This window comes from Stenotrophomonas sp. STEN008, from assembly GCF_056760435.1.
Window position 1 is genome coordinate 1 of record NZ_JBRRET010000018.1, and the last position, 22,722, is coordinate 22,722.

Annotated in this window: 23 protein-coding genes and 1 tRNA gene; 16 read left to right on the forward strand and 8 right to left on the reverse strand. The window is 66.5% G+C overall.

The genetic code is table 11. The annotated features are described in order from the left end of the window. Window positions 1-176: 176 nt before the first annotated feature. Entirely contained in the window at window positions 177-1,538 is a 1,362-nt protein-coding gene (locus ACVOME_RS10500; protein ID WP_219631758.1) for a helix-turn-helix domain-containing protein, read from the reverse strand. Window positions 1,539-1,656: 118 nt separating this feature from the next. On the opposite strand from ACVOME_RS10500, the gene ACVOME_RS10505 reads away from it, so the two are divergent. Genes ACVOME_RS10505 through mmsB form a run of 5 tightly spaced genes read left to right on the forward strand, consistent with a single transcriptional unit; the run spans window position 1,657 to window position 7,190 of the window. Continuing rightward, window positions 1,657-3,162: a CoA-acylating methylmalonate-semialdehyde dehydrogenase gene (locus ACVOME_RS10505; RefSeq protein ID WP_053520140.1), complete on the forward strand. Its 1,506-nt coding sequence runs from the start codon at window positions 1,657-1,659 to the stop codon at window positions 3,160-3,162. 26 nt (window positions 3,163-3,188) lie between these two features. Further along, entirely contained in the window at window positions 3,189-4,343 is a 1,155-nt protein-coding gene (locus tag ACVOME_RS10510; protein WP_440210885.1) for an acyl-CoA dehydrogenase family protein, read from the forward strand. Further along, window positions 4,340-5,137, forward strand: a complete 798-nt coding sequence (locus tag ACVOME_RS10515) for an enoyl-CoA hydratase (protein ID WP_481505068.1) — start codon at window positions 4,340-4,342, stop codon at window positions 5,135-5,137. Before ACVOME_RS10510 ends, ACVOME_RS10515 begins: the two co-directional genes overlap by 4 nt. Then, on the forward strand, window positions 5,134-6,303 hold the full coding sequence (locus ACVOME_RS10520) for an enoyl-CoA hydratase/isomerase family protein (RefSeq protein WP_065174195.1): 1,170 nt from the start codon (window positions 5,134-5,136) through the stop codon (window positions 6,301-6,303). The genes ACVOME_RS10515 and ACVOME_RS10520 overlap by 4 nt, the downstream gene beginning before the upstream one ends. After that, window positions 6,300-7,190: a 3-hydroxyisobutyrate dehydrogenase gene (gene mmsB / locus ACVOME_RS10525; protein WP_065174196.1), complete on the forward strand. Its 891-nt coding sequence runs from the start codon at window positions 6,300-6,302 to the stop codon at window positions 7,188-7,190. Before ACVOME_RS10520 ends, mmsB begins: the two co-directional genes overlap by 4 nt. 91 nt (window positions 7,191-7,281) lie before the next feature. Here mmsB and ACVOME_RS10530 read toward each other — a convergent pair whose 3' ends face one another. Beyond that, window positions 7,282-7,707, reverse strand: coding sequence for an organic hydroperoxide resistance protein (locus ACVOME_RS10530; protein WP_049464150.1), 426 nt, complete (start codon window positions 7,705-7,707; stop codon window positions 7,282-7,284). A gap of 110 nt (window positions 7,708-7,817) precedes the next feature. Further along, complete coding sequence (locus tag ACVOME_RS10535; protein ID WP_262218888.1) at window positions 7,818-8,798, reverse strand: cation diffusion facilitator family transporter; 981 nt, start codon at window positions 8,796-8,798, stop codon at window positions 7,818-7,820. Between the two features lie 159 nt (window positions 8,799-8,957). Between ACVOME_RS10535 and dusA the strand changes: the two genes are divergently transcribed. The 4 genes from dusA to ACVOME_RS10555 all read left to right on the forward strand — a co-directional run bounded on the left by dusA (window position 8,958) and on the right by ACVOME_RS10555 (window position 12,783). Further along, the gene (dusA, locus tag ACVOME_RS10540; protein WP_481505069.1) at window positions 8,958-9,989 is read left to right on the forward strand and encodes a tRNA dihydrouridine(20/20a) synthase DusA; all 1,032 of its coding nucleotides are present in this window, start codon (window positions 8,958-8,960) and stop codon (window positions 9,987-9,989) included. 212 nt (window positions 9,990-10,201) lie between these two features. Then, window positions 10,202-10,576, forward strand: coding sequence for a hypothetical protein (locus ACVOME_RS10545; protein ID WP_053520383.1), 375 nt, complete (start codon window positions 10,202-10,204; stop codon window positions 10,574-10,576). A 73-nt stretch (window positions 10,577-10,649) separates the two neighbouring features. Further along, a complete protein-coding gene (locus ACVOME_RS10550; protein WP_053520384.1) occupies window positions 10,650-11,333 on the forward strand; it encodes a response regulator transcription factor in 684 nt (227 codons plus the stop codon). Window positions 11,334-11,358: 25 nt separating this feature from the next. Beyond that, entirely contained in the window at window positions 11,359-12,783 is a 1,425-nt protein-coding gene (locus ACVOME_RS10555) for an ATP-binding protein (protein WP_065174201.1), read from the forward strand. Between the two features lie 77 nt (window positions 12,784-12,860). On the opposite strand, the gene ACVOME_RS10560 is transcribed toward ACVOME_RS10555, so the two are convergent. Both ACVOME_RS10560 and ACVOME_RS10565 read right to left on the reverse strand, forming a co-directional pair. Continuing rightward, window positions 12,861-13,649 carry a M90 family metallopeptidase gene (locus tag ACVOME_RS10560; RefSeq protein ID WP_262218890.1) on the reverse strand — a complete coding sequence of 263 codons (789 nt, stop codon included), beginning with the start codon at window positions 13,647-13,649 and terminating at the stop codon, window positions 12,861-12,863. After that, window positions 13,616-13,894: a hypothetical protein gene (locus ACVOME_RS10565; RefSeq protein WP_053520154.1), complete on the reverse strand. Its 279-nt coding sequence runs from the start codon at window positions 13,892-13,894 to the stop codon at window positions 13,616-13,618. Before ACVOME_RS10565 ends, ACVOME_RS10560 begins: the two co-directional genes overlap by 34 nt. A 142-nt stretch (window positions 13,895-14,036) precedes the next feature. On the opposite strand from ACVOME_RS10565, the gene birA reads away from it, so the two are divergent. The 5 genes from birA (at window position 14,037) to ACVOME_RS10590 (ending at window position 18,307) form a co-directional block, all read left to right on the forward strand. Continuing rightward, window positions 14,037-15,005, forward strand: coding sequence for a bifunctional biotin--[acetyl-CoA-carboxylase] ligase/biotin operon repressor BirA (birA, locus tag ACVOME_RS10570; RefSeq protein WP_481505070.1), 969 nt, complete (start codon window positions 14,037-14,039; stop codon window positions 15,003-15,005). Continuing rightward, window positions 15,002-15,733 carry a type III pantothenate kinase gene (locus ACVOME_RS10575; RefSeq protein ID WP_481505071.1) on the forward strand — a complete coding sequence of 244 codons (732 nt, stop codon included), beginning with the start codon at window positions 15,002-15,004 and terminating at the stop codon, window positions 15,731-15,733. The genes birA and ACVOME_RS10575 overlap by 4 nt, the downstream gene beginning before the upstream one ends. A gap of 9 nt (window positions 15,734-15,742) precedes the next feature. Continuing rightward, a complete protein-coding gene (locus tag ACVOME_RS10580) occupies window positions 15,743-16,576 on the forward strand; it encodes an SPOR domain-containing protein (RefSeq protein ID WP_262218892.1) in 834 nt (277 codons plus the stop codon). 197 nt (window positions 16,577-16,773) lie between these two features. Further along, window positions 16,774-16,849 (forward strand) — tRNA-Thr (locus ACVOME_RS10585). A gap of 144 nt (window positions 16,850-16,993) precedes the next feature. Next, window positions 16,994-18,307 carry a DNA methyltransferase gene (locus ACVOME_RS10590; protein ID WP_197572250.1) on the forward strand — a complete coding sequence of 438 codons (1,314 nt, stop codon included), beginning with the start codon at window positions 16,994-16,996 and terminating at the stop codon, window positions 18,305-18,307. Here ACVOME_RS10590 and ACVOME_RS10595 read toward each other — a convergent pair. Further along, on the reverse strand, window positions 18,297-19,100 hold the full coding sequence (locus ACVOME_RS10595; protein ID WP_197600114.1) for a hypothetical protein: 804 nt from the start codon (window positions 19,098-19,100) through the stop codon (window positions 18,297-18,299). The genes ACVOME_RS10590 and ACVOME_RS10595 overlap by 11 nt on opposite strands. A 413-nt stretch (window positions 19,101-19,513) precedes the next feature. Here ACVOME_RS10595 and ACVOME_RS10600 point away from each other — a divergent pair, with 413 nt between their 5' ends. Further along, window positions 19,514-19,807 carry a helix-turn-helix transcriptional regulator gene (locus ACVOME_RS10600; protein WP_262218893.1) on the forward strand — a complete coding sequence of 98 codons (294 nt, stop codon included), beginning with the start codon at window positions 19,514-19,516 and terminating at the stop codon, window positions 19,805-19,807. Window positions 19,808-20,036: 229 nt separating this feature from the next. On the opposite strand, the gene ACVOME_RS10605 is transcribed toward ACVOME_RS10600, so the two are convergent. Together ACVOME_RS10605 and ACVOME_RS10610 are read right to left on the reverse strand one after the other, a co-directional pair. Continuing rightward, the gene (locus tag ACVOME_RS10605; RefSeq protein WP_197572247.1) at window positions 20,037-20,429 is read right to left on the reverse strand and encodes a RidA family protein; all 393 of its coding nucleotides are present in this window, start codon (window positions 20,427-20,429) and stop codon (window positions 20,037-20,039) included. 124 nt (window positions 20,430-20,553) lie between these two features. After that, the gene (locus tag ACVOME_RS10610) at window positions 20,554-20,958 is read right to left on the reverse strand and encodes a hypothetical protein (protein WP_253119901.1); all 405 of its coding nucleotides are present in this window, start codon (window positions 20,956-20,958) and stop codon (window positions 20,554-20,556) included. A 783-nt stretch (window positions 20,959-21,741) separates the two neighbouring features. Here ACVOME_RS10610 and rocF point away from each other — a divergent pair. Further along, on the forward strand, window positions 21,742-22,662 hold the full coding sequence (gene rocF, locus ACVOME_RS10615; RefSeq protein ID WP_193395758.1) for an arginase: 921 nt from the start codon (window positions 21,742-21,744) through the stop codon (window positions 22,660-22,662). The last annotated feature ends 60 nt before the right edge of the window (window positions 22,663-22,722 follow it).

Sequence of the window (22,722 nt, forward strand, 5' to 3'; positions counted from 1 at the left end):
GGGGGGGGGGGGGGGGGGGCCGGCGCCGGGGGCGGCCCCCCCGCCCCCTCCCCCCCCGCCCCCCCCCCCCCCCCCCCCCCCCCCCCCCCCCCCCGCCATCCCACGGAATGCCAGCTTTTGCCGTTGCCGTTGCTTAGGCCTGTGCAGGTGCAGGGCGCAGCCCTGCCGAGCCAACCCTATCGCCCCGGCAGCTGCGCGAACGCGCGCTGCATGCAGTCCTCGCGCGGGCACACCCGGCAACCCGGGCCGATCGACACCGAATTGCCGGGGCTCTGCACATCCAGCCCCAGCGAATACACCAGCCGCTCGGCATGCTGCAGGTCGCAGCCCAGCGCTACTGCGAAGGTCTTGCGTGGTTGGCCGTGACCAACCGGGCCGCTGCTGACCTGCCGGGCCAGCCAGAAGTGGCGCCGCCCATCGGGCATGCGCGCGGTCTGGGTCAGGATGCGGCCGGGCTGGTTGAACGCCTCGTAGACGATCCACAGCGGGCATGAGCCACCCACCTGCGAGAAGTGGAAGTCGGTGGCCGAGTGACGCTTGGAGACGTTGCCGGCGCGGTCCACACGGATGAAGAAGAACGGCAGGCCGGGCGCGCTGCGGCGGGCCAGCGTGCTCAGCCGGTGGCAGACCGCTTCGAAGCCGACACCGAACTGGTGCGCCAGCAGCTCGATGTCGTAGCTGCTGGCTTCGGCCGCACGCAGGAAGCGCAGGTAGGGCATTACCAGGGCCCCGGCGAAATAGTTCGACAGGCCGATGCGCGCCTGCGCGATGCGCGCCTCGTCGCTGAATCCGGCGCGGGCAATCACCGCATCGATCTGCGGCAGGTAGCCATGCAGTGCCAGTTCGGCGGCCATCTGGAAGGCCTGCTGGCCCGGCTCCAGGTAGTCCGGCAGCCACAGCCGGCGGGCACCGGCATCGTAGTGGCGCTTCTCGCGCCCGGCCTGCAAGGCAGTCACTTCCACCAGCACGCCGTGGCGATCGGCCAGCAACTGGCGCAGGCGCGGGGCGACGTGCCCCGGCGACAGTCCCCATTCGGCAAACAACCGCTCGGCCAGCTCATCCAGCTCTGGGATGTGGTTGTGCATGCGGTTGAAGAACTCGCGCACCTGGTCGCCCGCCGGCAGGGTGCTGCCGGCACCGGGTTCGCCCAGCTGGAACTCCAGTGCGGCGGCATGTTCCCGCAACGCCAGGTGGCGGCGATGCAGGTCCAGCAGCGCCCGGCTCACCTGCGGCAGGTTGCCGGCCAGTGCCCGCAGCTCGGTGGCACTGACGTCGGCCAGCCCCAGGTCCCGCAGGGTTTCGGCCAATGATTCCTGCAATGCCGCGGGTTCATCCTCGTCGAACAGGGCGGAAACGTCGCCCAACACCTCCCCCAGCTTCTTCTGCACGGCGGGCGTCAACGGGCGCTTGTTGCGCTCGATCTGGTTCAGGTAGCTGGCAGACAGGCCCAGGGCGCGGGCCAGGTCGATCTGGCTGTAGCCGCGCTGCTCGCGCAGGCGCAGCAGGCGCAGGCCCAGCTGGCGCTGTGAAGACGGCAGATTCACAAAATTAACAGGAATCGTGAGGGGTGTTGGCCAGATTAAGCGGATTCAGGCCGGAAATCGAGGTGGCGGCTGTGAATAATGCCAAGCATCTTTCGCACCCCTGGATGTCGTCATGACTGTTGCAGCGCCCCGTATCCGCATGCTGATCGATGGCCAGTTCGTCGAATCGGCGACCTCCCACTGGCAGGACGTGATCAACCCGGCCACCCAGGACGTGCTGGCCCAGGTCCCGTTCGCCACCACCGCTGAAGTGGACGCTGCCGTGGCCGCCGCCAAGGAAGCGTTCAAGACCTGGCGCAAGACCCCGATCGGCACCCGTGCGCGCATCTTCCTGAAGTACCAGCAGCTGATCCGCGAGAACATGAGCGAGCTGGCGCACATCCTCACCGCCGAACAGGGCAAGACCCTGCCGGATGCCGAAGGCGATGTGTTCCGCGGCCTGGAAGTGGTCGAGCACGCCGCCGCCATCGGCAACCTGCAGCTGGGCGAGCTGGCCAACAACGTGGCCAATGGCGTGGATACCTACACGATCATGCAGCCGCTGGGCGTGTGCGCCGGCATCACCCCGTTCAACTTCCCGGCGATGATTCCGCTGTGGATGTTCCCGATGGCCATCGCCACCGGCAACACCTTCATTCTCAAGCCGTCCGAGCAGGACCCGATGGTCACCATGCGCCTGGTTGAACTGGCGCTGGAAGCCGGCATTCCGAAGGGCGTGCTGAATGTGGTCCACGGTGGCGAGGAAGTGGTCAACGCGATCTGCGACCACCCGGACATCAAGGCGGTCTCCTTCGTGGGTTCCACCCGCGTGGGTACCCACGTGTACAACCGTGCGTCGCTGGCCGGCAAGCGCGTGCAGTGCATGATGGGCGCCAAGAACCACGCCGTGGTGCTGCCGGATGCCAACAAGGAGCAGACCCTCAATGCGATGGTCGGTGCCGCCTTCGGTGCCGCCGGCCAGCGCTGCATGGCGGCCTCTACGCTGGTGCTGGTGGGTGAAGCGCGCGGCTGGGTGCAGGATCTGGTGGCCAAGGCCAAGACCCTGAAGGTCAGCGGTGGCACCGTGTCCGGTACCGATGTCGGCCCGGTGATTTCCTGCAGCGCGCGCGAGCGCGTGGAAGGCCTGATCGCCTCGGGCGTGGAGCAGGGCGCGCAGCTGGTGCTCGATGGCCGCAATCCGCAGGTCGATGGCTTCGAGAAGGGCAACTTCGTCGGCCCGACCATCTTTGCCGGTGTCACCACCGACATGCGCATCTACCAGGAAGAAATCTTCGGGCCGGTGCTGGTGATCCTGGAAGCGGAAACGCTGGAAGACGCCATCGCGATGGTCAACAGCAACCCGAACGGCAACGGCACCGCACTCTTCACCCAGTCCGGCGCCGCCGCGCGCAGGTTCCAGGAAGACATCGACGTCGGCCAGGTCGGCATCAACGTGCCGATCCCGGTGCCGGTGCCGCTGTTCTCCTTCACCGGTTCGCGCGCCTCCAAGCTGGGTGACCTGGGCCCGTACGGCAAGCAGGTGGTGCTGTTCTACACCCAGACCAAGACCGTCACCGCGCGCTGGTTCGATGACGAGACGCTGAGCCACGGCGTCAACACCACGATCAGCCTGAAGTAACGGCAGGAGCAGCCATGAGCCACTCGATGACGACGGAACTGGAAGAAGCGCAGCAGGCCTACCGCGAGGCCGCCCGCGACTTCGCACTGGCCGAACTGGCGCCGCACGCCGCGCGATGGGATGCGGAGGGCATCTTTCCGCGCGAGGCGATCGCCAAGGCCGGTGAACTGGGCTTCTGCGGTCTGTACATGGACCCGGAAGTGGGCGGCAGCGGCCTGAGCCGGCTGGACGCCGCCGTCGTCATCGAGGAGCTCGCCAGTGTCGACCCCTCGACGGCGGCCTACATCAGTATCCACAACATGGCCTCGTGGATGGTGTCCAAGTGGGGTCAGCCGGCACTGCGCGACGCGTGGGGCAACGATCTGGCGGCGGGCATCAAGCTGGCCTCGTACTGCCTGACCGAACCGGGCGCCGGTTCCGATGCCGCCTCGCTGAAAACCACCGCCGTGCGCGATGGCGACCACTTCGTGCTGAACGGCGCCAAGGCCTTCATCTCCGGCGCCGGCGCCACCGAACTGCTGGTGGTGATGGCGCGCACCGGCGGTGCCGGTGCCGGCGGCGTCAGCGCCATCGCGGTGCCGTCGGATCTGCCGGGCATCAGCTTCGGCCGCAAGGAAGAGAAGATGGGCTGGAACAGCCAGCCCACCCGGGGCATCACCTTCGAGAACGTCCGCGTGCCGGTCAGCCACCTTCTGGGAGAGGAAGGCGGTGGCTTCAAGCTGGCGATGAAGGGACTCGATGGCGGCCGCATCAACATCGCCGCCTGTTCGCTGGGTGCCGCGCAGGGCGCGCTGGATGCCGCACGCCGCTACATGGGCGAGCGTCGCCAGTTCGGCAAGGCGCTGGCCGAGTTCCAGGCACTGCAGTTCAAGTTGGCCGACATGGTCACCCAGCTGGTGGCCGCCCGGCAGATGGTGCATACCGCCGCGCGCAAGCTCGATGCCGGCGCCAGCGACGCCAACGTGTGGTGCGCAATGGCCAAGCGCTTCGCCACCGATGCCGGTTTCACTGTCTGCAACGAAGCGCTGCAGATCCACGGCGGCTACGGCTACATCCGCGAATACCCGATCGAACGCCTGCTGCGTGACTGCCGCGTGCACCAGATCTTGGAAGGCACCAACGAGATCATGCGGGTGATCGTTGCCCGTCACCTGCTCAACACCGAAGAGGAACTGCGATGAAGGATTGGCGTACCCAGGAGCACGTGGGCCTGAAGGTCGAGGCCGATGGCCACACCGCCGTGGTCACCCTGCACAACCCGCCGGCGCATACCTGGACCGTGCACAGCCTGTCCGCGCTGCGCGACCTGGTGGCTGCGCTCAATGCGGACCGCGACATCTACGCGCTGGTGATTACCGGTGACGGCGAAAAGTTCTTCTCCGCCGGCGCAGATCTGAACCAGTTCGCCTCCGGCGACAAGGCCGCCGCGCGCGAGGCCGCACGCCGCTTCGGCGAAGCCTTCGAGGCGCTGTCCGGCTTCCGCGGCGTGTCGATCGCCGCAATCAACGGCTATGCGATGGGCGGCGGGCTGGAATGCGCGCTGGCCTGCGACCTGCGCATCATCGAAGACCACGCCCAGGTCGCGCTGCCGGAGGCCACCGTCGGCCTGCTGCCGTGCGCCGGTGGTACCCAGAACCTGCCACGGCTGGTGGGCGAGGGCTGGGCCAAGCGCATGATCCTGCTGGGCGAGCGCATCAATGCCGAGACCGCGCTGCGCATCGGCCTGGCCGAGGAGAAGGTCGGCAAGGGCGAGTCCAAGGCGCTGGCGCTGGAATGGGCGAAGAAGGCCGGCAAGCAGAGCCCGACCAGCATCGCGGCCTGCAAGACGCTGGTGCAGTCCACCCGCACCGGCACCCACGCCTCGGCGCTGGTGGCCGAACGCGAGGCCTTCGTCGATCTGTTCGATACCGCCGACCAGGTCGAGGGCGTGAACGCCTTCCTGGAAAAGCGCGCCGCGCGGTGGAAGAACGCATGACCACGGTCGCCGACGAAGCGCCGGTCCTGTTCGAAGAGCGCGTGGCCGGCAATGGCGCGCGCATCGGCATCGCCACGCTGAACGCGCCGCGCACGCTCAATGGCTTCTCGCTGCCGATGGCGCACCTGCTGCTGAAGCAGCTCAATGCCTGGGCCGACGACGACGGCATCGCGATGGTGGTGCTGCAGGGCGCCGGTGAAAAGGCGTTCTGCGCCGGCGGTGACCTGCACAGCCTGTACCAGAGCATGCGTGCATTCCGCGAGGCCGGCCGCAGCGATATCCGCGACAACGACTACGCGGCCGAGTTCTTCGACGTCGAGTACCGCGTGGATTACCTCATCCACACCTATGCCAAGCCGATCCTGTGCTGGGGCCATGGCATCGTCATGGGAGGGGGCATCGGCCTGATGTCCGGTGCCAGCCACCGCGTGGTCAGCGAGCGCTCCAAGCTCGCGTTCCCGGAGATCACCGTCGGTCTGTTCCCGGACGTGGGTGGCAGCTGGCTGCTGCCGCGCGTGCCGGGCAAGGGTGGCCTGTTCCTGGCCTTGACCGGTGCACTGCTCAACCCGGGCGATGCGATCTATGCCGGCCTGGCCGACGTGCACGTGGCCGAAGCGCGCCGCAGCGATGTGTTCGATGCACTGCTGCAGGTGGCCTGGTCGCGCGACGCCGCGAGCAACCACGAGCGCCTGGGCCACCTGCTGCAATCGTATGCCAGCGATGCCGCGACCGGTCCGCTGCTGGCCAACGCGGCGAAGGTCGACGCACTGTGCGACGGCGATGACCTCGATGCCATCGTCGAAGGCATCGCCCACCTGCAGACCGAGGATGCCTGGCTGCAGGCCGCCCAGAAGACCCTCGCGGCCGGCGCGCCCGGTTCGGCGCGGCTGGCGTTCGAGCTGCAGCGCCGCAGTGCGGGCCAGGATCTGGCTGCGGTCTACCGCCTGGAATACATCGTCGCCCTGCACTGCGCTGCCCACGGCGATTTCGCCGAAGGCATCCGTGCGCTGCTGATCGACAAGGACCGCACGCCGTCGTGGAACCCGGCCACGCTGGCCGAAGCCAGCGCCCTGTGGGCCGATACGTTCTTCGCTTCGCCCTGGGCCGATGCCGCGCATCCGCTGGCCGACCTGGGTACCCCTGCCGCTGAAAGGAGCCTGGCATGAGCCGCATTGCATTCATTGGGTTGGGCAACATGGGTGGCCCGATGGCCGCCAATCTGGTCAAGAACGGCCACACCGTGCGCGTGTTCGATCTGGTGCCGGCCGCCGTGCAGGCCGCCGTCGACGCCGGTGCCGGTGCCGCGTCGTCAGCACGTGACACCCTGGCCGACGCCGAGGTGGTGATCTCGATGCTGCCGGCCAGTCGCCACGTCGAAGGCCTGTACCTGGGCGATGACGGCATTCTCGCCGCGATTCCGGCCGGCGCGCTGGTCATCGATTGCAGCACGATCGCTCCGGCCAGCGCCCGCAAGGTGTCCGAAGCGGCGGCCGCACGCGGCCTGCAGATGATCGATGCGCCGGTTTCCGGCGGCACGGCCGGTGCCCAGGCCGGCACCCTCACCTTCATCGTCGGTGGTGAGGAGGATGCACTGGAGCGTGCGCGCCCGGTGCTGCAGGCGATGGGCAGGAACATCTTCCACGTTGGCGCCAGTGGTGCCGGCCAGGTGGCCAAGCTGTGCAACAACATGGCGCTGGGCGTGATCATGGCCGTCACCGGCGAGGCCATCGCACTGGGCGTGGCGCACGGTCTGGACCCGAAGGTGCTGTCGCAGATGATGGCGGTGAGCACCGGCCGCAGCTGGGCCACCGAAGTGTGCAATCCGTGGCCGGGCGTGCTGGAGAATGCGCCGGCCTCGCGTGGCTACAGCGGCGGCTTCGGCAGTGACCTCATGCTCAAGGACATGGGCCTGGCAGTGGAAGCGGCGATGAGTGTCGGTGCCTCGATCCCGCTGGGTGAAGTGGCCCGCAACCTGTATTCGATGAATCACCAGGCCGGGCGCGGCAAGCTGGATTTCTCCAGCGTCGTACAGCTCATCACCAGCGAGAAGTAAGCGAATGCGTCCCCGGCCGCGTGCCGGGGCCCACCCGGGGTGGGATGGGCGGATGCCTGGTTTCGACCGGCATCCGCCCATTTTTTTGCGCTCAGGCGACGATCAGCGTCACGTCGATGTTGCCGCGGGTGGCATTCGAGTACGGGCACACGATGTGCGCCTTCTGCACAAGCGCTTCAACCTGCTCGCGCGGCACGCCCGGCACGTTGATGGTCAGCTCGGCCTCGATGCCGAAGCCGGTCGGGATCTGGCCGATGCCCACCTTGCCGGTCACGGTGGTGTCGGCCGGCAGCGCGACCTTGGCCTGGCCGGCCACGAACTTCAGCGCGCCCAGGAAGCAGGCCGAGTAGCCGGCGGCGAACAGCTGCTCCGGGTTGGTGCCCGGGCCGCCCGCGCCGCCCAGCTCGCGCGGGGTCGACAGCTGGATGTCGAGCACGTTGTCGGAGGAGACGGAACGGCCTTCGCGGCCGCCGGTGGAGGTGGCCTGGGCGGTGTACAGAACCTTTTCGATGGACATCGGGATGCTCCTGGTCAGTGGGTGGTAGTGCGTTGGAGCCTACTTTGCCCGCTTTCCAAGGACGATGGGTGACAGACCGTCTGAGAAATTTGACCGATCGTCCTGCCTGTCTAGATCGTCCATTCCCGATCGGTGGTGAACATGATCGTCAGCCACCGGTCCGGCGAGGCTTCGCCCAGTGCATCGCCGATCTCGTCACGCAGCTGGTCCCACTCCCGCAGGGGCCGCGGCGGATCATCGGCCTGGACCACGAAGAACAGCTCGATCTGCTCGCCACGTCCCACCTGCGCCACATAGCTGCGGTGTTCGACGAAGCCATGCCTGGCGACGATCGTGCGCGCCACGGCGTCCACGTGGGCCTGCAGCTCCGGTGGGGTCACCAGCAGGATGCCGGCCAATGCCCGCCGCACCGTGCCCAGCGGCGCGATCATCACCAGTACGCAGACGAAGGCGAGGATGGCCGGGTCGATGTACGGCCCGATCCAGTCCCACGCGGTGCCACGCACCAGCGCGCCGCCCAGGAAGGCGACCAGATAACAGGCCGACATGCTGGCCGCGATCATCCAGTTCTTCGCGTCCAGCGCGATGAACTCCGAACCGATGCGGCGGTTGGCGCGCAGCACGAACACGCCCAGCGCTGCCTCGGCCAGCAGGGACAGCGCGGCGAAGATCATCGCCGGCCCCAGCGCGATGTGGCGGCCGCCGGACATCAGCGCGTCCACGGCATTGACCAGTGCATACAGCGCCGCACCGATCATCAGCGTGCCGCTCACGCCCAGCACGATCGGTTCCAGGTGCCAGAAGCCCATGGTAAAGCGCTGGTTGAGGCGCGACTGCAGCGCATCGGTGTTGGTCGACAGCGCGATCAGGCGCGCGACCAGCAGCGACAGCCAGGTCATCACCACATCGATCAGCCCGTAGATGCCATCGAAGATGATGAGCGAGGAATTGGCCAGCAGGCCGAACACCACCGCAGTCAGCGCCAGCAGCAACGCACCGGCAATCGACAGGCGCAGCACCCCCTGTTCGGTGGTGGGGTCGAAGAAGTGGGGGCGATCGGTAGCCATGACCCGATTGTAGAGCGGAGCCATGCGCTGTCCGGTGCGCGGATTCGCCGCGGCGAGGGTCTGGTACGTACCGTCGGGTCCTGACCCGCGGGTGGATAGGGCGGGCGCTGCGGGCGAATCCGCCGATCGGCTGATCTCCGGTGCCATTCAGCCACCCGGTGTAAACTATTGATCTCACTGGCAATGCCAGTCTCCACGATCAACGCCACGATGACGTCCGCCACCGCCCGTTACGCCGATTCCCTGCGCCTGTCCGTCGCCCCGATGATGGACTGGACGGACCGCCATTGCCGCGTGTTCCATCGCGTGCTGGCTCCCGGGGCGCGGCTGTACACGGAGATGGTGCACGCCAACGCGGTCATCCATGGTGACCGCGAGCGCCTGCTCGGCTTCGACCGCAGCGAACAGCCGCTGGCCCTGCAGCTGGGTGGCAGCGATCCGGCCCTGCTGGCGCAGGCCGCGCGCATCGCCGCGGACTGGGGCTACGACGAGGTCAACCTCAACTGCGGCTGCCCGTCCGATCGCGTGCAGGCCGGCCGCTTCGGCGCCTGCCTGATGCGCGAGCCGGTGCTGGTGGCCGAATGCGTGGCCGCGATGGTCCATGCGGTCGACATCCCGGTGACCGTGAAGTGCCGTCTGGGCGTGGATGAGGACAACGAGTACGAGGCGTTCGCCCGCTTCGTCGACCGCCAGGTCGCTGCCGGTGCAGCGATGGTGGTGGTGCACGCGCGCAATGCCTGGCTGAAGGGCCTGTCGCCCAAGGAGAACCGTGAGGTTCCGCCGCTGAAGTACGACTGGGCCTACCGCCTGAAGCAGGAGCGGCCCGCACTGCCGGTGGTGCTCAACGGTGGCCTGGCCAGCATCGAAGCCGTGCAGGCCCAGGCCGGCCATGTCGATGGCGTGATGCTGGGCCGGGCCGCGTACCACGATCCCTATCTGCTGCATCAGCTGGAAGCGCTGCACACCGGTACGCCGCTGCGGTCGCGCGCGGACCTGCTGCGCGCGCTGCGCCCGTATGTCGAGGCCCGTCTGGGCGAGGGCATGGCTCTGAAGCACATCACCCGTCACCTGCTCGGCCTGTTCCATGGGCAGCCCGGTGGGCGCGCGTTCCGCCAGGTATTGAGCGAGGGTGCGCACCGTCCAGGCGCCGACTGGACATTGGTCGAACAGGCCCTTGCCGTCACCGAGCGCGACGCTGACCGTGCCGCTGCGTGACGTCCGTCACATTCCTGACTTGACAACGCCGGCCGATTCGTCCCGAATGTTCACTTATATGAACAAACCTGCGGTTCGCCCGGAAAAGTTCAGATCGGATTCACTGCCCCAAACCAAGAATTTGCAAAGGAATTGTAAAGACCGGGTCCCGCACCCGGTTCCCGGATTTACGACTTTTGAACGAATCGCCGTGCTCGGCTAGGATCGCATCGATGTCTTCCGCTCCCCTCCATTGCCGCATTGCCCTGGCCACCTGCGTGGTGCTGGCGGCTGCGCCGCTGTCGTCGGCAATGGCACAGCAGCCCCCGCGTGCGGAACACGGCCGGGCGGAGATGATGGAGCGGAGCGAGCGGGGTGGCCGTGGCGACGAGCGCTCGCTGTCCGATGCCGTGCGCCGCGTGCAGCGCACCACCGGTGGCCACATCCTGGGTGCCGAACGGGTGCCGTTCGATGGTCGTGACATCAACCGGGTCAAGTACATGGACGACCGGGGCCGGGTCCGCTACATGGACGACCCCGCCCCGTCGCGTTCACAGCCGCGCACGCCGCGGTCGGATATGTCTTCACTACGCGGCGATAACCCCTGAACAGGGATAGTTGTCGCTATCAACCCGTACCCCACTGGCCTCCGGGCCACACCCAGGACACTAGGGAGAGTTCATGCGTATCCTTCTGGTCGAAGACGAAGCCCCGCTGCGTGAGACCCTGGCAGCCCGGCTCAAGCGCGAAGGCTTTGCCGTCGATGCTGCGCAGGACGGCGAGGAAGGCCTCTACATGGGGCGCGAAGTCCCGTTCGACGTCGGCATCATCGACCTCGGCCTGCCCAAGATGTCGGGCATGGAGCTGATCAAGGCGCTGCGTGACGAGGGCAAGAAGTTCCCGGTGCTGATCCTGACCGCGCGGTCGAGCTGGCAGGACAAGGTCGAGGGCCTGAAGCAGGGCGCCGACGATTACCTGGTCAAGCCGTTCCACGTCGAAGAGCTGCTGGCCCGCGTCAACGCGCTCCTGCGCCGCGCCGCCGGCTGGAGCAAGCCGACGCTGGAATGCGGCCCGGTCGCACTGGATCTTGCCGCGCAGACGGTCAGCGTTTCCGGCAGCAATGTCGACCTGACCAGCTACGAGTACAAGGTGCTGGAGTACCTGATGATGCATGCCGGTGAACTGGTCTCCAAGGCCGACCTCACCGAGCACATCTACCAGCAGGACTTCGACCGCGACTCGAACGTGCTGGAAGTGTTCATCGGCCGCCTGCGCAAGAAGCTGGACCCGGACGGCGAGCTGAAGCCGATCGAGACGGTGCGCGGCCGCGGCTACCGTTTCGCGATCCCGCGCAACGAGGGCTGAGCCGGCTCACCCTGGCGATTGCACGATGTCCGGCCGTCTGTGGTTCTTCCGACGCTGGCGGCCGCGCTCCCTGCAGGCGCGCCAGCTGTTCGCCGCGTCCGTGGGCCTGGTCGCGTTCCTGGCCCTGGCCGGTTACGCGCTCGACGCCGCCTTCGCCGATACGGCGAAGGCCAACCTGCGTGAGCGCCTGAAGAACTACGCCACCGCCTATGCGGCCGGCATCGACTTCACCCGCGATCGTTCGCTGTACATCCGCGAGCAGCCACCGGACCCGCGCTTCGACGTGCCCGGCAGCGGTCTCTACCTGCAGGTGGTGATGCCGGACGGCAAGGGCAATTCAATGTCGGCCGAAGGCCCGATGCTGCCCACCGTCGGCGGCGGCCTGCTTGCGCCACGCCAGGAGGTATTCGAAGGCCCGCTGCCGATGATCCAGATCGACGGCAGCCAGGGTTCGGTGTACCGCTACGGCCTGGGCCTGGTGTGGGACGCCGATGCCGATCCCGCCACCGAGTTCCCGTACACCATCTACGTGATGGAAGACTCGCGCGCGCTCGGTGCGCAGCTGCGGGTGTTCCGCAGCCGTGTCTGGTTCTACTTGGGTGGCATCGGCCTGATCCTGCTGCTGCTGCAGACGGTCATCCTGCAGTGGAGCCTGCGTCCGCTGCGTCGCGTGATCACCGAGCTGACCAAGGTGCAGCGCGGCGAGACCGAGCGCATGAGCGAGCGCCACCCGCGCGAGCTGGAACCGCTGACCGACAGCATCAATGCCTTCATCGAGAGTGAGCGCGAGAACCTCGAACGCCAGCGCAACACGCTGGCGGATCTTGCGCACAGCCTGAAAACGCCGATCGCGGTGCTGCGCACGCAGATGGACAGCGGTGCCGGTGATGGCGCGCTGCGCGAAGAGCTGGACGTGCAGCTGCAACGCATGAACAACCTGGTGTCATATCAGCTGGCGCGCGCTGCGTCGTCGGGCCACAAGCTGTTCTCCGCACCGTTGCCGATCGAGTCCAACGCCGAAGAGATCGTGCGGGGCCTGGAAAAGGTCTATGCGGCCAAGGGCGTGCTGTGCGAGTTCGACATCGATCCGGCCGCGCGCTTCCATGGCGAGCCGGGTGACCTGCAGGAACTGCTGGGCAATCTGCTGGAAAACGCCTTCAAGTGGGCCAAGCGCCGTGTCCTGCTGACCGCGCAGCCCCTGCCGGCACCGAATGCACGCCGCGCCGGCCTGCTGCTGGCCGTGGACGACGACGGCCCGGGCATCGCGCCGGACGATATCGGCAAGGTGCTGCAGCGTGGCGTACGTGGCGACGAACGCGTGCAGGGCCACGGCATCGGCCTGTCGATCGTGCAGGACCTGATCAAGGATTACCGCGGCGAACTGGCGGTCGGCCGTTCCAGCGAACTGGAAGGCGCCCGCTTCGAAGTGCGTCTGCCGCCGGGCCCGTAGGGCGGGCCTGCTTCGATCCACCGGTCAACGCGAATGCAGGCAGCGCCGGGCCACGCCCGGCGAACCGATGACATGGCTCAGCCACCCAGCGCCGGCGGTTCACCATAGAAGCGCCGCAGATGCGCGGCGACATCGGGCAGCGCTTCGGCCAGCACGTCCGGGGCGGAGAAGTGGTACTCGCTGGCGACCGCGAAGAACTCCTCCGGTGCTTCGGCGGCATACGGGTCGATCAGCGTCTCCTGGCCGGCATCCACCTGCGCGCAGAACGCATCGTAGGACTGCTGGAAGACAGCAGCCCACTCACGTTGCCACGCACGCGGCAGCGGCGGCGTGCCGTCCATCGCGCCATCGAGCGCATCGAGCTTGTGCACCATCTCGTGCACGGCCACGCAGTAGCCCTCGTGCGGTGCGGCCAGATCGGCCTGCACGTCGGCCCAGGACAGGATCAACGGCCCGCTGTCCCACGATTCGCCGATCAGCTCGTCGTCCCATTCGTGCAGCACGCCCGCCGCATCCATGTGGCTGCGATGCACGCGGAATGCGTCGGGGTACACGATCAGCTGCGACCAGCCCTGCAGCCCCACCTCGCCGAACTCGAGCAGTGGCAGGCAGCACAGGGCCGCCAGCAGCACGCCGTCGGCGGCTTGCAACTGCAGGTTGCCGATCGGGGTGATGGTCTTCTCATGCAGGAAGCGCGCCGCCAGCGTGCGCAGCCGGGCGCGTCGTTCGTCGGAAAGCCCCTGCAGCCATGCCGCACGGCGGCAGGCCTCATCCCAGTATGCGTCTTCGATCGGCCGCGGTGCGGGCCGCAGCCACTGCAGCAACGACTTGATCAGCGGAACATTCCCGGCAGGTAGCTGTGCCACTTCGGCGCACGCAGCCGCTGCAGCATGTCCTCATCGCTGCCGCCACCGCCGGTGCTGGTGGCGCTGCTGGCCGCCGGGCGTGCCGGAGCAGGCTTGGCCGTGGTGGTCGATGCCGTCGGTGCGCGCTGCGAGGCGGCATCGCCGTTGGAGGACACACAGGCGCCGCGGCTGTCATCCAGTGCTGCTGTGGCCGACGCCGCGAAGGGCATCGTCAGCAGGATCAGGCAATGGGCATAACGGCGCATTGACGACATCCACGTTAAGGGAAGGTGAGTTCCCGATTCTAGCCCGAACCCGGCACCGGATTGGAAGCCCGCCGCCGGCCCCGTGGCGGGCGTCGCTGGCGGCTTTCCCGCATAATTCCGTCCTGACTTCGTGGAAGCTGCCGTGGACGATCGCCAATTGCTGGCCAAACTCGCTGCCGGTCGCCTGTCCGGCGACGCCCTGGCCCGTGAGCTGGGCCAGACCCGGGCGGCAATTTGGAAGCGCATTCAAGGGCTTAGGGCCGCAGGTGTCGATATCGAGGGCCGTGCCGGCGAAGGCTATGGCCTGACCCGCCCGGTCGAGCTGCTGGACCCGGCGACCATCCGTGCCGCCCTGCCGGCCGATGCCCTGTCCCTGCTGCATGACTTGCAGGTGGCCTGGACGGTGGATTCCACCAATGCCGAATTGCTGCGGTGCAGCGCGCTCCAGCGCGGGGTCAGCGTCCTGCTGGCCGAACGCCAGACCGGAGGGCGGGGGCGGCGCGGCCGCACCTGGGCCTCGCCGCTGGCGGCCCACGTCTATCTGTCGGTGCTGCGCCTGTTCTCCGGGGGCCTTGGCCGGCTGGCGGGGCTGAGCCTGGTTGCCGGTATCGCCGTGGCCGAAGCGCTGCACGATCTGGGTTTCACCCAGGCGCAGCTGAAGTGGCCGAATGATCTGATCGTCGATGGCCGTCGCAAGCTGGTCGGCCTGCTCGCCGAGGGCGGCGGCGAATACGCCGGTCCGGCCCGCGCGGTGATCGGCATCGGCATCAACACGCACATGCCGCCCTCGTTCGCCGAGCAGATCACCCAGCCCTGGGTGGATCTGGACACACTGGCCGGCGCGCCGGTCGACCGCAACATCGTCGTCGCCGCCGTGCTCGCACGGCTGCTGCCGGCGCTGGAGGAATTCGATCGCGAAGGGCTGGCCCCGTTCCTGCCGCGCTACGCCGCCTTCGACATGCTGGCCGGCCGCGAGGTGCGCGTCGAGCTGGAGGGGCAGTGGCAGCACGGCACCGCACTGGGCCTGGCCGATGACGGCGCGCTGCGCGTGAGCATCGACGGCTGCGAGCGCCGCCTGCATGCCGGCGAAGTCACGGTGAGGGCGGCATGAGCGACTGGTTGTTCGACCTGGGCAATTCGCGCTTCAAGTTCGCGCCGTTGCAGGGGGATCGCGCGGGTGACGTACAGGCCTGGGCGCATGGCGCCGAAGGCATGGCCGGGCAGCCGCCGCACAGCCTGCCCAGCGGCGCGACGGCGTTCGTCGCCAGCGTGGCCGCACCTTCGCTGACCAGCGCCATGCTGGAACAGCTGCAGCGGCGCTTCGACCACGTGCATGTGGTGCGCACCAGCGCCGAATGCGCAGGCGTGCGCATCGCCTACGCGCGCCCGGAGAAGTTCGGCGTGGATCGCTTCCTTGCCCTGCTGGCCGCCGCCAAGGCGCAGCGCCCGGTGCTGGTGGTGGGCGTGGGCACGGCGCTCACCATCGACCTGCTCGATGCCCGTGGCCAGCATCACGGCGGCCGCATCGCCGCATCACCCACCACCATGCGCGAAGCACTGCATGCGCGCGCCGTGCAGCTGCCCGCCAGTGGCGGCGATTACAGCGAGTTTGCCAATGACACCGCCGACGCACTCGCCTCCGGTTGCGATGGTGCTGCGGTGGCGCTGGTCGAGCGCAGTGCGCAGCAGGCGCAGGCACTGCTGGGTGTGATGCCGTCGCTGCTGGTGCACGGCGGCGGCGCGCCCGCGCTGATGCCATTGCTGGACGGCGCCGATTACCACCCCTCGCTGGTGCTGGACGGCCTCGCCCGCTGGGCGGTGCACCAGCCCGCAGGCTAGTATCCGCGCATGCTCACCCGTGCCCTGATCGTCGTTCTGGCCATCCTCAATCTTGGCGTTGCCTGCTGGTGGCTGCTGCGCGATGCGCCGCAGAAGCCTGCGCCGCCACCGCGGCCCGCCGGCGTGGCCGAACTGCGCTGGGTGCCCGGCGGCACCGATGCGGCGGTGGCCGCGCAGGCATCGTCGGAGGCACCGGCGCCAGCACTGGTGGAGCGCGACCCCGCAGCGGCGACCGCCGTGGCGTCCACTCCTGCCCCTGCCGCGCCGGCCACGCCGCAAGCCGAGCCGGCCAAGACGCCGACTGCGGAAGCAACCTCCAGCCCGACGCCAGCGCCGGCGCCGGTCGCACCGCCGGTCGCGCAGGCGCCTGCCGTCAGCGAGCCGCCGCGCTGCATCGCGTTGGGTCCGTTCGCCGATCGTGCCGCCGCCAGCGCGGCGCAGAGCCGGGCCGGCGCGCTGCTCAGCCAGGCACGCCTGCGCGAGCAGCCGGCCGCCAGCGGCAGCGCCCGCTACCGCGTGCTGCTGCCGGCCGCCGCCAGCCGCGAAGAGGCGCAGGCCACGGTCAAGCGCATCGTCGCTGCGGGCCTGGGCGACTACTACATCATCAGCCAGGGTGAGGACGCCAACGCCGTGGCGCTGGGCCAGTACCGCAACCGCGAAGGCGCCGAGCGGCGTATCGCTGCGGTGCAGGCCGCCGGCTTCCAGCCGCGCCTGGTGGCCAGCGGTGATGCCGGCCAGTGGTGGCTGGACGGGCAGCTGGCCGGCACCGCACAGCCTGCGCAGGTGCAGCAGCGCAGCGGCGCCGCCCGGCAACAGTCGCTGGAATGCGCGCGACTGCGCTAGAATCCCCCCACCGCGGCGCTGCCGCCGGTGCGTCACCCATGCCGCTTTAGCTCAGTTGGTAGAGCAACTGTCTTGTAACTCGGACGCGGTTGTTGTGGTGACGATCCAGAAGGCTAAGCGCGGCAAGGCTTTAGACTGGCCCGAGCGTAAACTGTGGGACAAGCCGGACACGGTTTGAGCAAGAGAAGTACGACATCGCCGCTTTAGCTCAGTCGGTAGAGCAACTGATTTGTAATCAGTAGGTCGTCCGTTCGATTCGGACAAGCGGCACCAATTTGGGAGGGGCAGCCCCACAGGCTGTCCCTTTTTTAACGTGTGTTGCTTACTAACTCGTGGCGTCGCGATATGGTTCCACTGTCTCTGAGCTTGAGACGACAGCAACATCTACTCTGCACAATGTATTAAGGCCGGAACAGAATGAATGAGAATTTGACATTGGACCTTCAAGCTGACGAGCGAGAGGCAGCGGCTGTTGCCGACCTTGTAAGTTACGACGACATTCACGTCTCCAAGTCAACTTTCCTAAACGGTCTCGCGAACCAGGTGCATCGCTGGTTCAGGCTAACGCCCAGCTTCGGACCGGAACTCGTTCAGGCGATGATGGAGCGTCTAGGAGTCCGTGACAATGAGACCGTCTTAGATCCTTTCGCTGGTGCCGGTACGACTCTCATTGAGGCCAAGCTTGAGGGTCGAGACGCTGTTGGCTTCGAAATCAATCCGCTGCTCCACTTCGTTAATGAAGCAAGTCTCGAATGGGGGGTGGCTCCTGAGCGTCTGCGCAATGAACTACCACGTCTCAGCGCTGCCGTAGCAGAAGCTGAAGGAGTGTCACTCGACGACCTCGAGGTAAACGGGCTCTCGATTCCGCCAATACATAATGCGACCCGTTGGTGGCGACCCGATGTGCTCGTTCAGCTCCTCTTCTTACGGCGCGCCATCTTCGCGACCGAAGACTCTCATTTAAGGCGCCTCCTCCTGCTTGCTCTTGCAGGAGTTCTCGTACCAGACCTCACCAATGTCACGCTCGGGCGGTTGCAGTTGCACTTTATTGACCGAAGCAACCATGACATTGATGTTTGGGCAATTTTCAGCAGCCATGTTGGCCGGATCGCTGACGATCTTGAGGAACTGCGCGCATCTGGAGCCCATTTGCGCGGAAGCGCCCGCTGTTATCACCAGAACAGCACTGACCTGTCCAACCTACAGTTGGATCGCCGCGTATCAGCGGTTATTACGTCACCGCCATACCCGAATCGGTATAGCTACGTATGGAATACGAGGCCTCACCTTTTTATGCTGGGGTTGATGAAAACCGCGAAGGAAGCGTCGGAGCTTGATAAGAGAACCATCGGCGGCACTTGGGGCACTGCGACCTCAGAGCTGTCCAAGGGGATCTTCACGCCGAGGAATTCTGCGGTTGCAGCCGTTGTGGGCCCCGTGGCTGAGGCAATAAGGGCGCAAGACAATCTAATGGCCAACTACGTGATGCACTACTTCAATCGCCTTTCTGCGCAAATTGAAGAGATGGAGCCAATCCTTACGAAGGACGCTCGCCTCGCGTATGTGGTTGGGAACTCATGGATAAAAGGCATCTACGTCGAAACTGACGTGATGCTAGGTGAAATTGTCGATCGCATGGGCCTTGGCTACCGCACGTTTGACGTACACAGATTCCGCCGACGCCACAGCGGCAAAAATCTCTTCGAGTCGATCGTCTACGCTAAGAAGTAATCTCGACCGCAGGTTGTTCACGAGCAACCTGCGCGAATGCGTGCGAAGTGAAGATGCTAGCCATGAGTTCGCGTACCTCTACGTGCACTCTGTCTCGCACCTCTGGTCGTTCGAGGATGCCCAGGAAATCCGCACCGAAGAGCTGAGTGGTGAAGTCAGAAGCTCCCTCGCCCTGAAGAAAGTGCCACCCAGCTCTAGTTAGCCGTGCGATCGCTTCGTCGCGCGGGCTGATTGCGGAGTAGATGAGGTAGAGAGGAAATAGGCCCTCGGCTTGCACGTACCCAGCCATATCCACATCTTTGCGCAGTCGGGCGCTGTCATTGGGATTGAAGTTGTACCGTATCTCAATCCCTACACCAGTCTCAGATCCGTCGGCGCCATATTTGGCCAGCACGGCGGACAAATGGGCCTTATCTTCGTCGGAAAGAAGCTCATATCGAAGGCCGATGTCAAGTTCAAGTCCGTTGAACTTTTCAGCGACATTTTCAGGCGCGACGTCAAAACGCGCAGACGCCACGAACCGGGGGATCTTGTCGTAAATCTCGCCTAGTCGCCGACCCACACTGATGCTCATGCGACCCATCAAGCGGACGAGTACATATTCAGGGCAGTCGAACGCAAACTTTGAATAGACCGGGTCGCCAGCAAGCTTCGAGAGCTCCTCATCGTAAGCTTCTTTTCCAAAGTCCTTTTCGATCTTGGTCCGCCATCCCGCGAGATGGTGGCGGATTGCGCCGAGGAACTTCTTTTCAGTGGGATCCAATCCGTCGTCATTCTGAGCATGTGCGTTCATGCAATGAGGCTAACCGCCCCTGCGGAATCACACAAGCCGATGAAAGCGATGTGCGTCGGTTGTCAAATCACCACAGGCCTTCGGTACTGAGTTTGTGGACCACGACGATTCCCAGATTGGCCCATGTCGCGTCCGGACGCATCGGCCTTGGCACTGAGCCGCCCGTACCTGACCGGACCTCCTGGACTCACCGGGGCGACCGCACAAACGTTGGCATATTCGCGCGCCGGCTTGTTGCATCATGTGTCTTGTCGGCGCCACCAGCCGCCGACCCAGCCAGGCTTTCGGCGGCCCAAACAGCCGAGGCCCGCCCCGCCGACTGAGGGGAGTAACGGGTCCATCTCTGCGACGCACAGCAGGCAGTCCCGACGCGGCACGTCGCCGCGCCGGGAGCCTGCCCGGAGTCACAAGAGATGGAAACGAACCTGCTCGCGGAGCTGCACTCGCTGCCCGACGACGCCCTGCTCACCGCCGACGAGGCCGCGCAGTTCCTGCGCCTCAAGTACACGACGCTCGCCTGGTACAGGTGCCAGGGCGTCGGCCCGAAGTTCTCCCGCGTCGGCCCGAAGCCAATCCGCTACCGCGTGGGCGACCTGCGCGACTACGCGAGCGGGCAGGCGATGGGGGAAGGAGTGCAGCGCGCCGCCCAGGCCGCGCTCGCCGGCCGCCGCCGTGCCGCCAGCCTTCGCAAGAAGTCGGAGGGCTGACCGATGGCCGCACAAGAAAAAGCCCACGGCGTGCTAGACCGCGGGCGCAAGGTTACGACTGACCAGGAGACGGAGCCTGCCAGAGCTCACGGGATCAATGATGCCGAGCGGTGCCCCGCCGATATGCCATCATTCGACGACGCCGAGTTCCTCGTCCGTGCCGGCTACGAGCTGATCCCCCTGCGGGGCGGCAGTAAGGCGCGCACACGATCTCCCGGAGGCGGCATGCTCAGCACGGAATGCGGGCGATCACCTTGATCTCGAAGTCGAATCCGGCAAGCCAGTTGACGCCTACCGCCGTCCAGTTGGGATAGGGCTTCTCGGGAAACACCTCGCTCTTTACGGTCATGACGGTTCCGAACTGGTTCTGCGGGTCCGTATGGAAGGTGGTCACGTCGACGATGTCGTCAAGCCCGCAACCACCGGCCTTCAGGGTTGCCTCCAGGTTCGCGAAGGCCAGGCGGACCTGCGCCTCGAAGTCGGGCTCGGGTGTCCCGTCGCTGCGGCTGCCCACCTGGCCGGACACGAACAGCAGGTCACCCGACTGGATCGCAGCCGAATAGGTCTGCGAGGTGTACAGGTCCTGCCGGCCGGCCGGGAAAACGGCATTGCGCTTGCTCATGGGATTCTCCAGAAGGGGATCGATGAGCCTCAAGGTAGTCCTCGGCATTGGCTGGATAAACGCCTATAAAGCGCCATCACTATTTGCCGAATCAAAACAATCGGCGGGCGTGGTGGCGCGCGGCTCATGCCGCGTGCAACTGCAGCTCCACATACTCCGCCAGCCCACGGCAGGCCAGCAGCAGGCCTTCGCGCGTGCCGTCGCCGATGTCGTCCTTTTCGGCGCCATCTACACGTACGCGCTCGGCGGCGTGGAATACCTCCAGCAGCGTGATCAGGCCGGCGGCGGCGCGGTCGGTACGCGCACGGGTCACGCCCTGGCCTGGGCTGGGCACGGGGCCCTTCCACGGTTGGCCATCGGCGGCATCGCCGCTGCGGATGCGCTGCAGGCAGCCCACCAGCGTGATCGGCTCAGGCAGATCAACGGCAGCGGAAAGCGCAGCTTCCAACGGCTCTGCCAGTTCGCGGGGCAGGTGCTCGGCGGCATCGCCCAGGGTGGCAAGCAGATAGGGGTAGCGGGGTGCGGTCATGGGACATCCTCATGCGGAACAGAGGCGCCACCCGCAAAGGGTGGCGGACGATGCGTGGTTCCAATACCGGAGTCGATGAACCGGCGGGCACAAGGCCCCCACGCACCGCCCGCCGTAGATCGGCAGACGGATTGCCAGCCGGCGCCACCCCGAGACAGGTGGCGCCGACTCACAAGCGTAAACAACATCGACTTCCGGGATTGGAGCCCGGGCCACCCGTTGTCGGTGGCGATTCATCATGCGCACGCGCAAACACCGCCCGCCAGTCATTCTTTCCAATGACTTCGTGCGATTCGAAAGAAAAAATGAATTATCGCTTTTGACCTGTTTCGCGCGATGTAAAGGCAAAAGCGACATCCTGCGCGAGGCCTTTGCAAGGGCGGAATTCCAGTGATCCCACGCGCGGCAATGGACGCGACATACGCGAAGTAAAGCTGGCTTAACCGGTGCGGCAGACGACGGCAGTCACGATGCTAACGGCAATGGCCGGCAAGTGCAGCGCCGATCCTGATGGTGCTGAAGGATCGGCACTGGCGTAGACGCCTCAGTGCTGCCATCCGCCCAGCCCGGGTGGCCCTGCATCCGCGCATGCGTCGTCATGGCCCATCGCTCACGTGCGGGCTGGCTACATCGCCCACGGGCGCCCGGCCGTGCTGATTCCGACACTGTGTTGCCATGCGGTGTTCCGCCACCGCCGACCGCGTCTGCCCTGCTGCACCGCCGCGAGTCGTGTCACACAGCTCTGGCTAGACTGTGCTTCTTTTTCCGTTGCAGGAGGCACCCATGGCCCATCCCATTTCCGTCTCGTTGATCGGCGTCCCCACCGATGTCGGTGCCGGCCATCGGGGCGCGCGGCTGGGGCCGGAAGCGCTGCGCGTGGCGGGCCTGCCGGAGGCGCTGGCGGCGCGCGGTGTGGACGTGCGCGATCTGGGCAACCTGGACGGCCCGCGCAACCCGTGGACCGAGCCGGTCGAAGGCTACCGCCATCTGGACGAGGTGGTGGCCTGGAACCATGCACTGATGGAGGCCAGCTATGCCGAGCTGCAGGCCGGGCGCATGCCGATCATGCTCGGCGGCGACCATTGCCTGGGCATCGGCTCGATCACCGCAGTGGCCCGCTGGTGCCGCGAGCAGGGCAAGACCCTGCGCGTGCTGTGGCTGGATGCACACTCGGACTTCAACACCAGTGATGTCACGCCCTCGGGCAACATCCACGGCATGCCGGTGGCCTGCCTGTGCGGGCTGGGGCCGGAGGCACTGACCCGTCTGGGCGGCAGTGCGCCGGCAATCACGCCCGCCCAGGTGCACCAGATCGGCATCCGCTCGGTGGACCCGGAAGAGAAGCGCCTGATCAAGACCCACAAGGTCGATGTCTACGACATGCGCTACATCGACGAGAACGGTATGAAGCGCACCGTGGAGGCCGCGCTGGCCGGGATCGATGACAGCACCCATCTGCATGTCAGCTTCGATGTCGACTTCCTCGACCCGAGCATTGCACCCGGCGTCGGCACCACTGTGCCGGGCGGGGTGAACTACCGCGAAGCGCAGCTGGTGATGGAAATGATCGCCGACAGCGGGCGCATGGGGTCGCTGGATATCGTCGAGCTCAATCCGCTGCTGGACAAGCAGAACGCCACCGCCGAACTGGCCGTGGACCTGGTGGAAAGCCTGTTCGGCAAATCCACGCTGATGCGCGATTGAGGGCATCCCTGAACGGATCGCCGATCCGTTCACACCCGCTGCACGCCGCAGCCGCCAGAT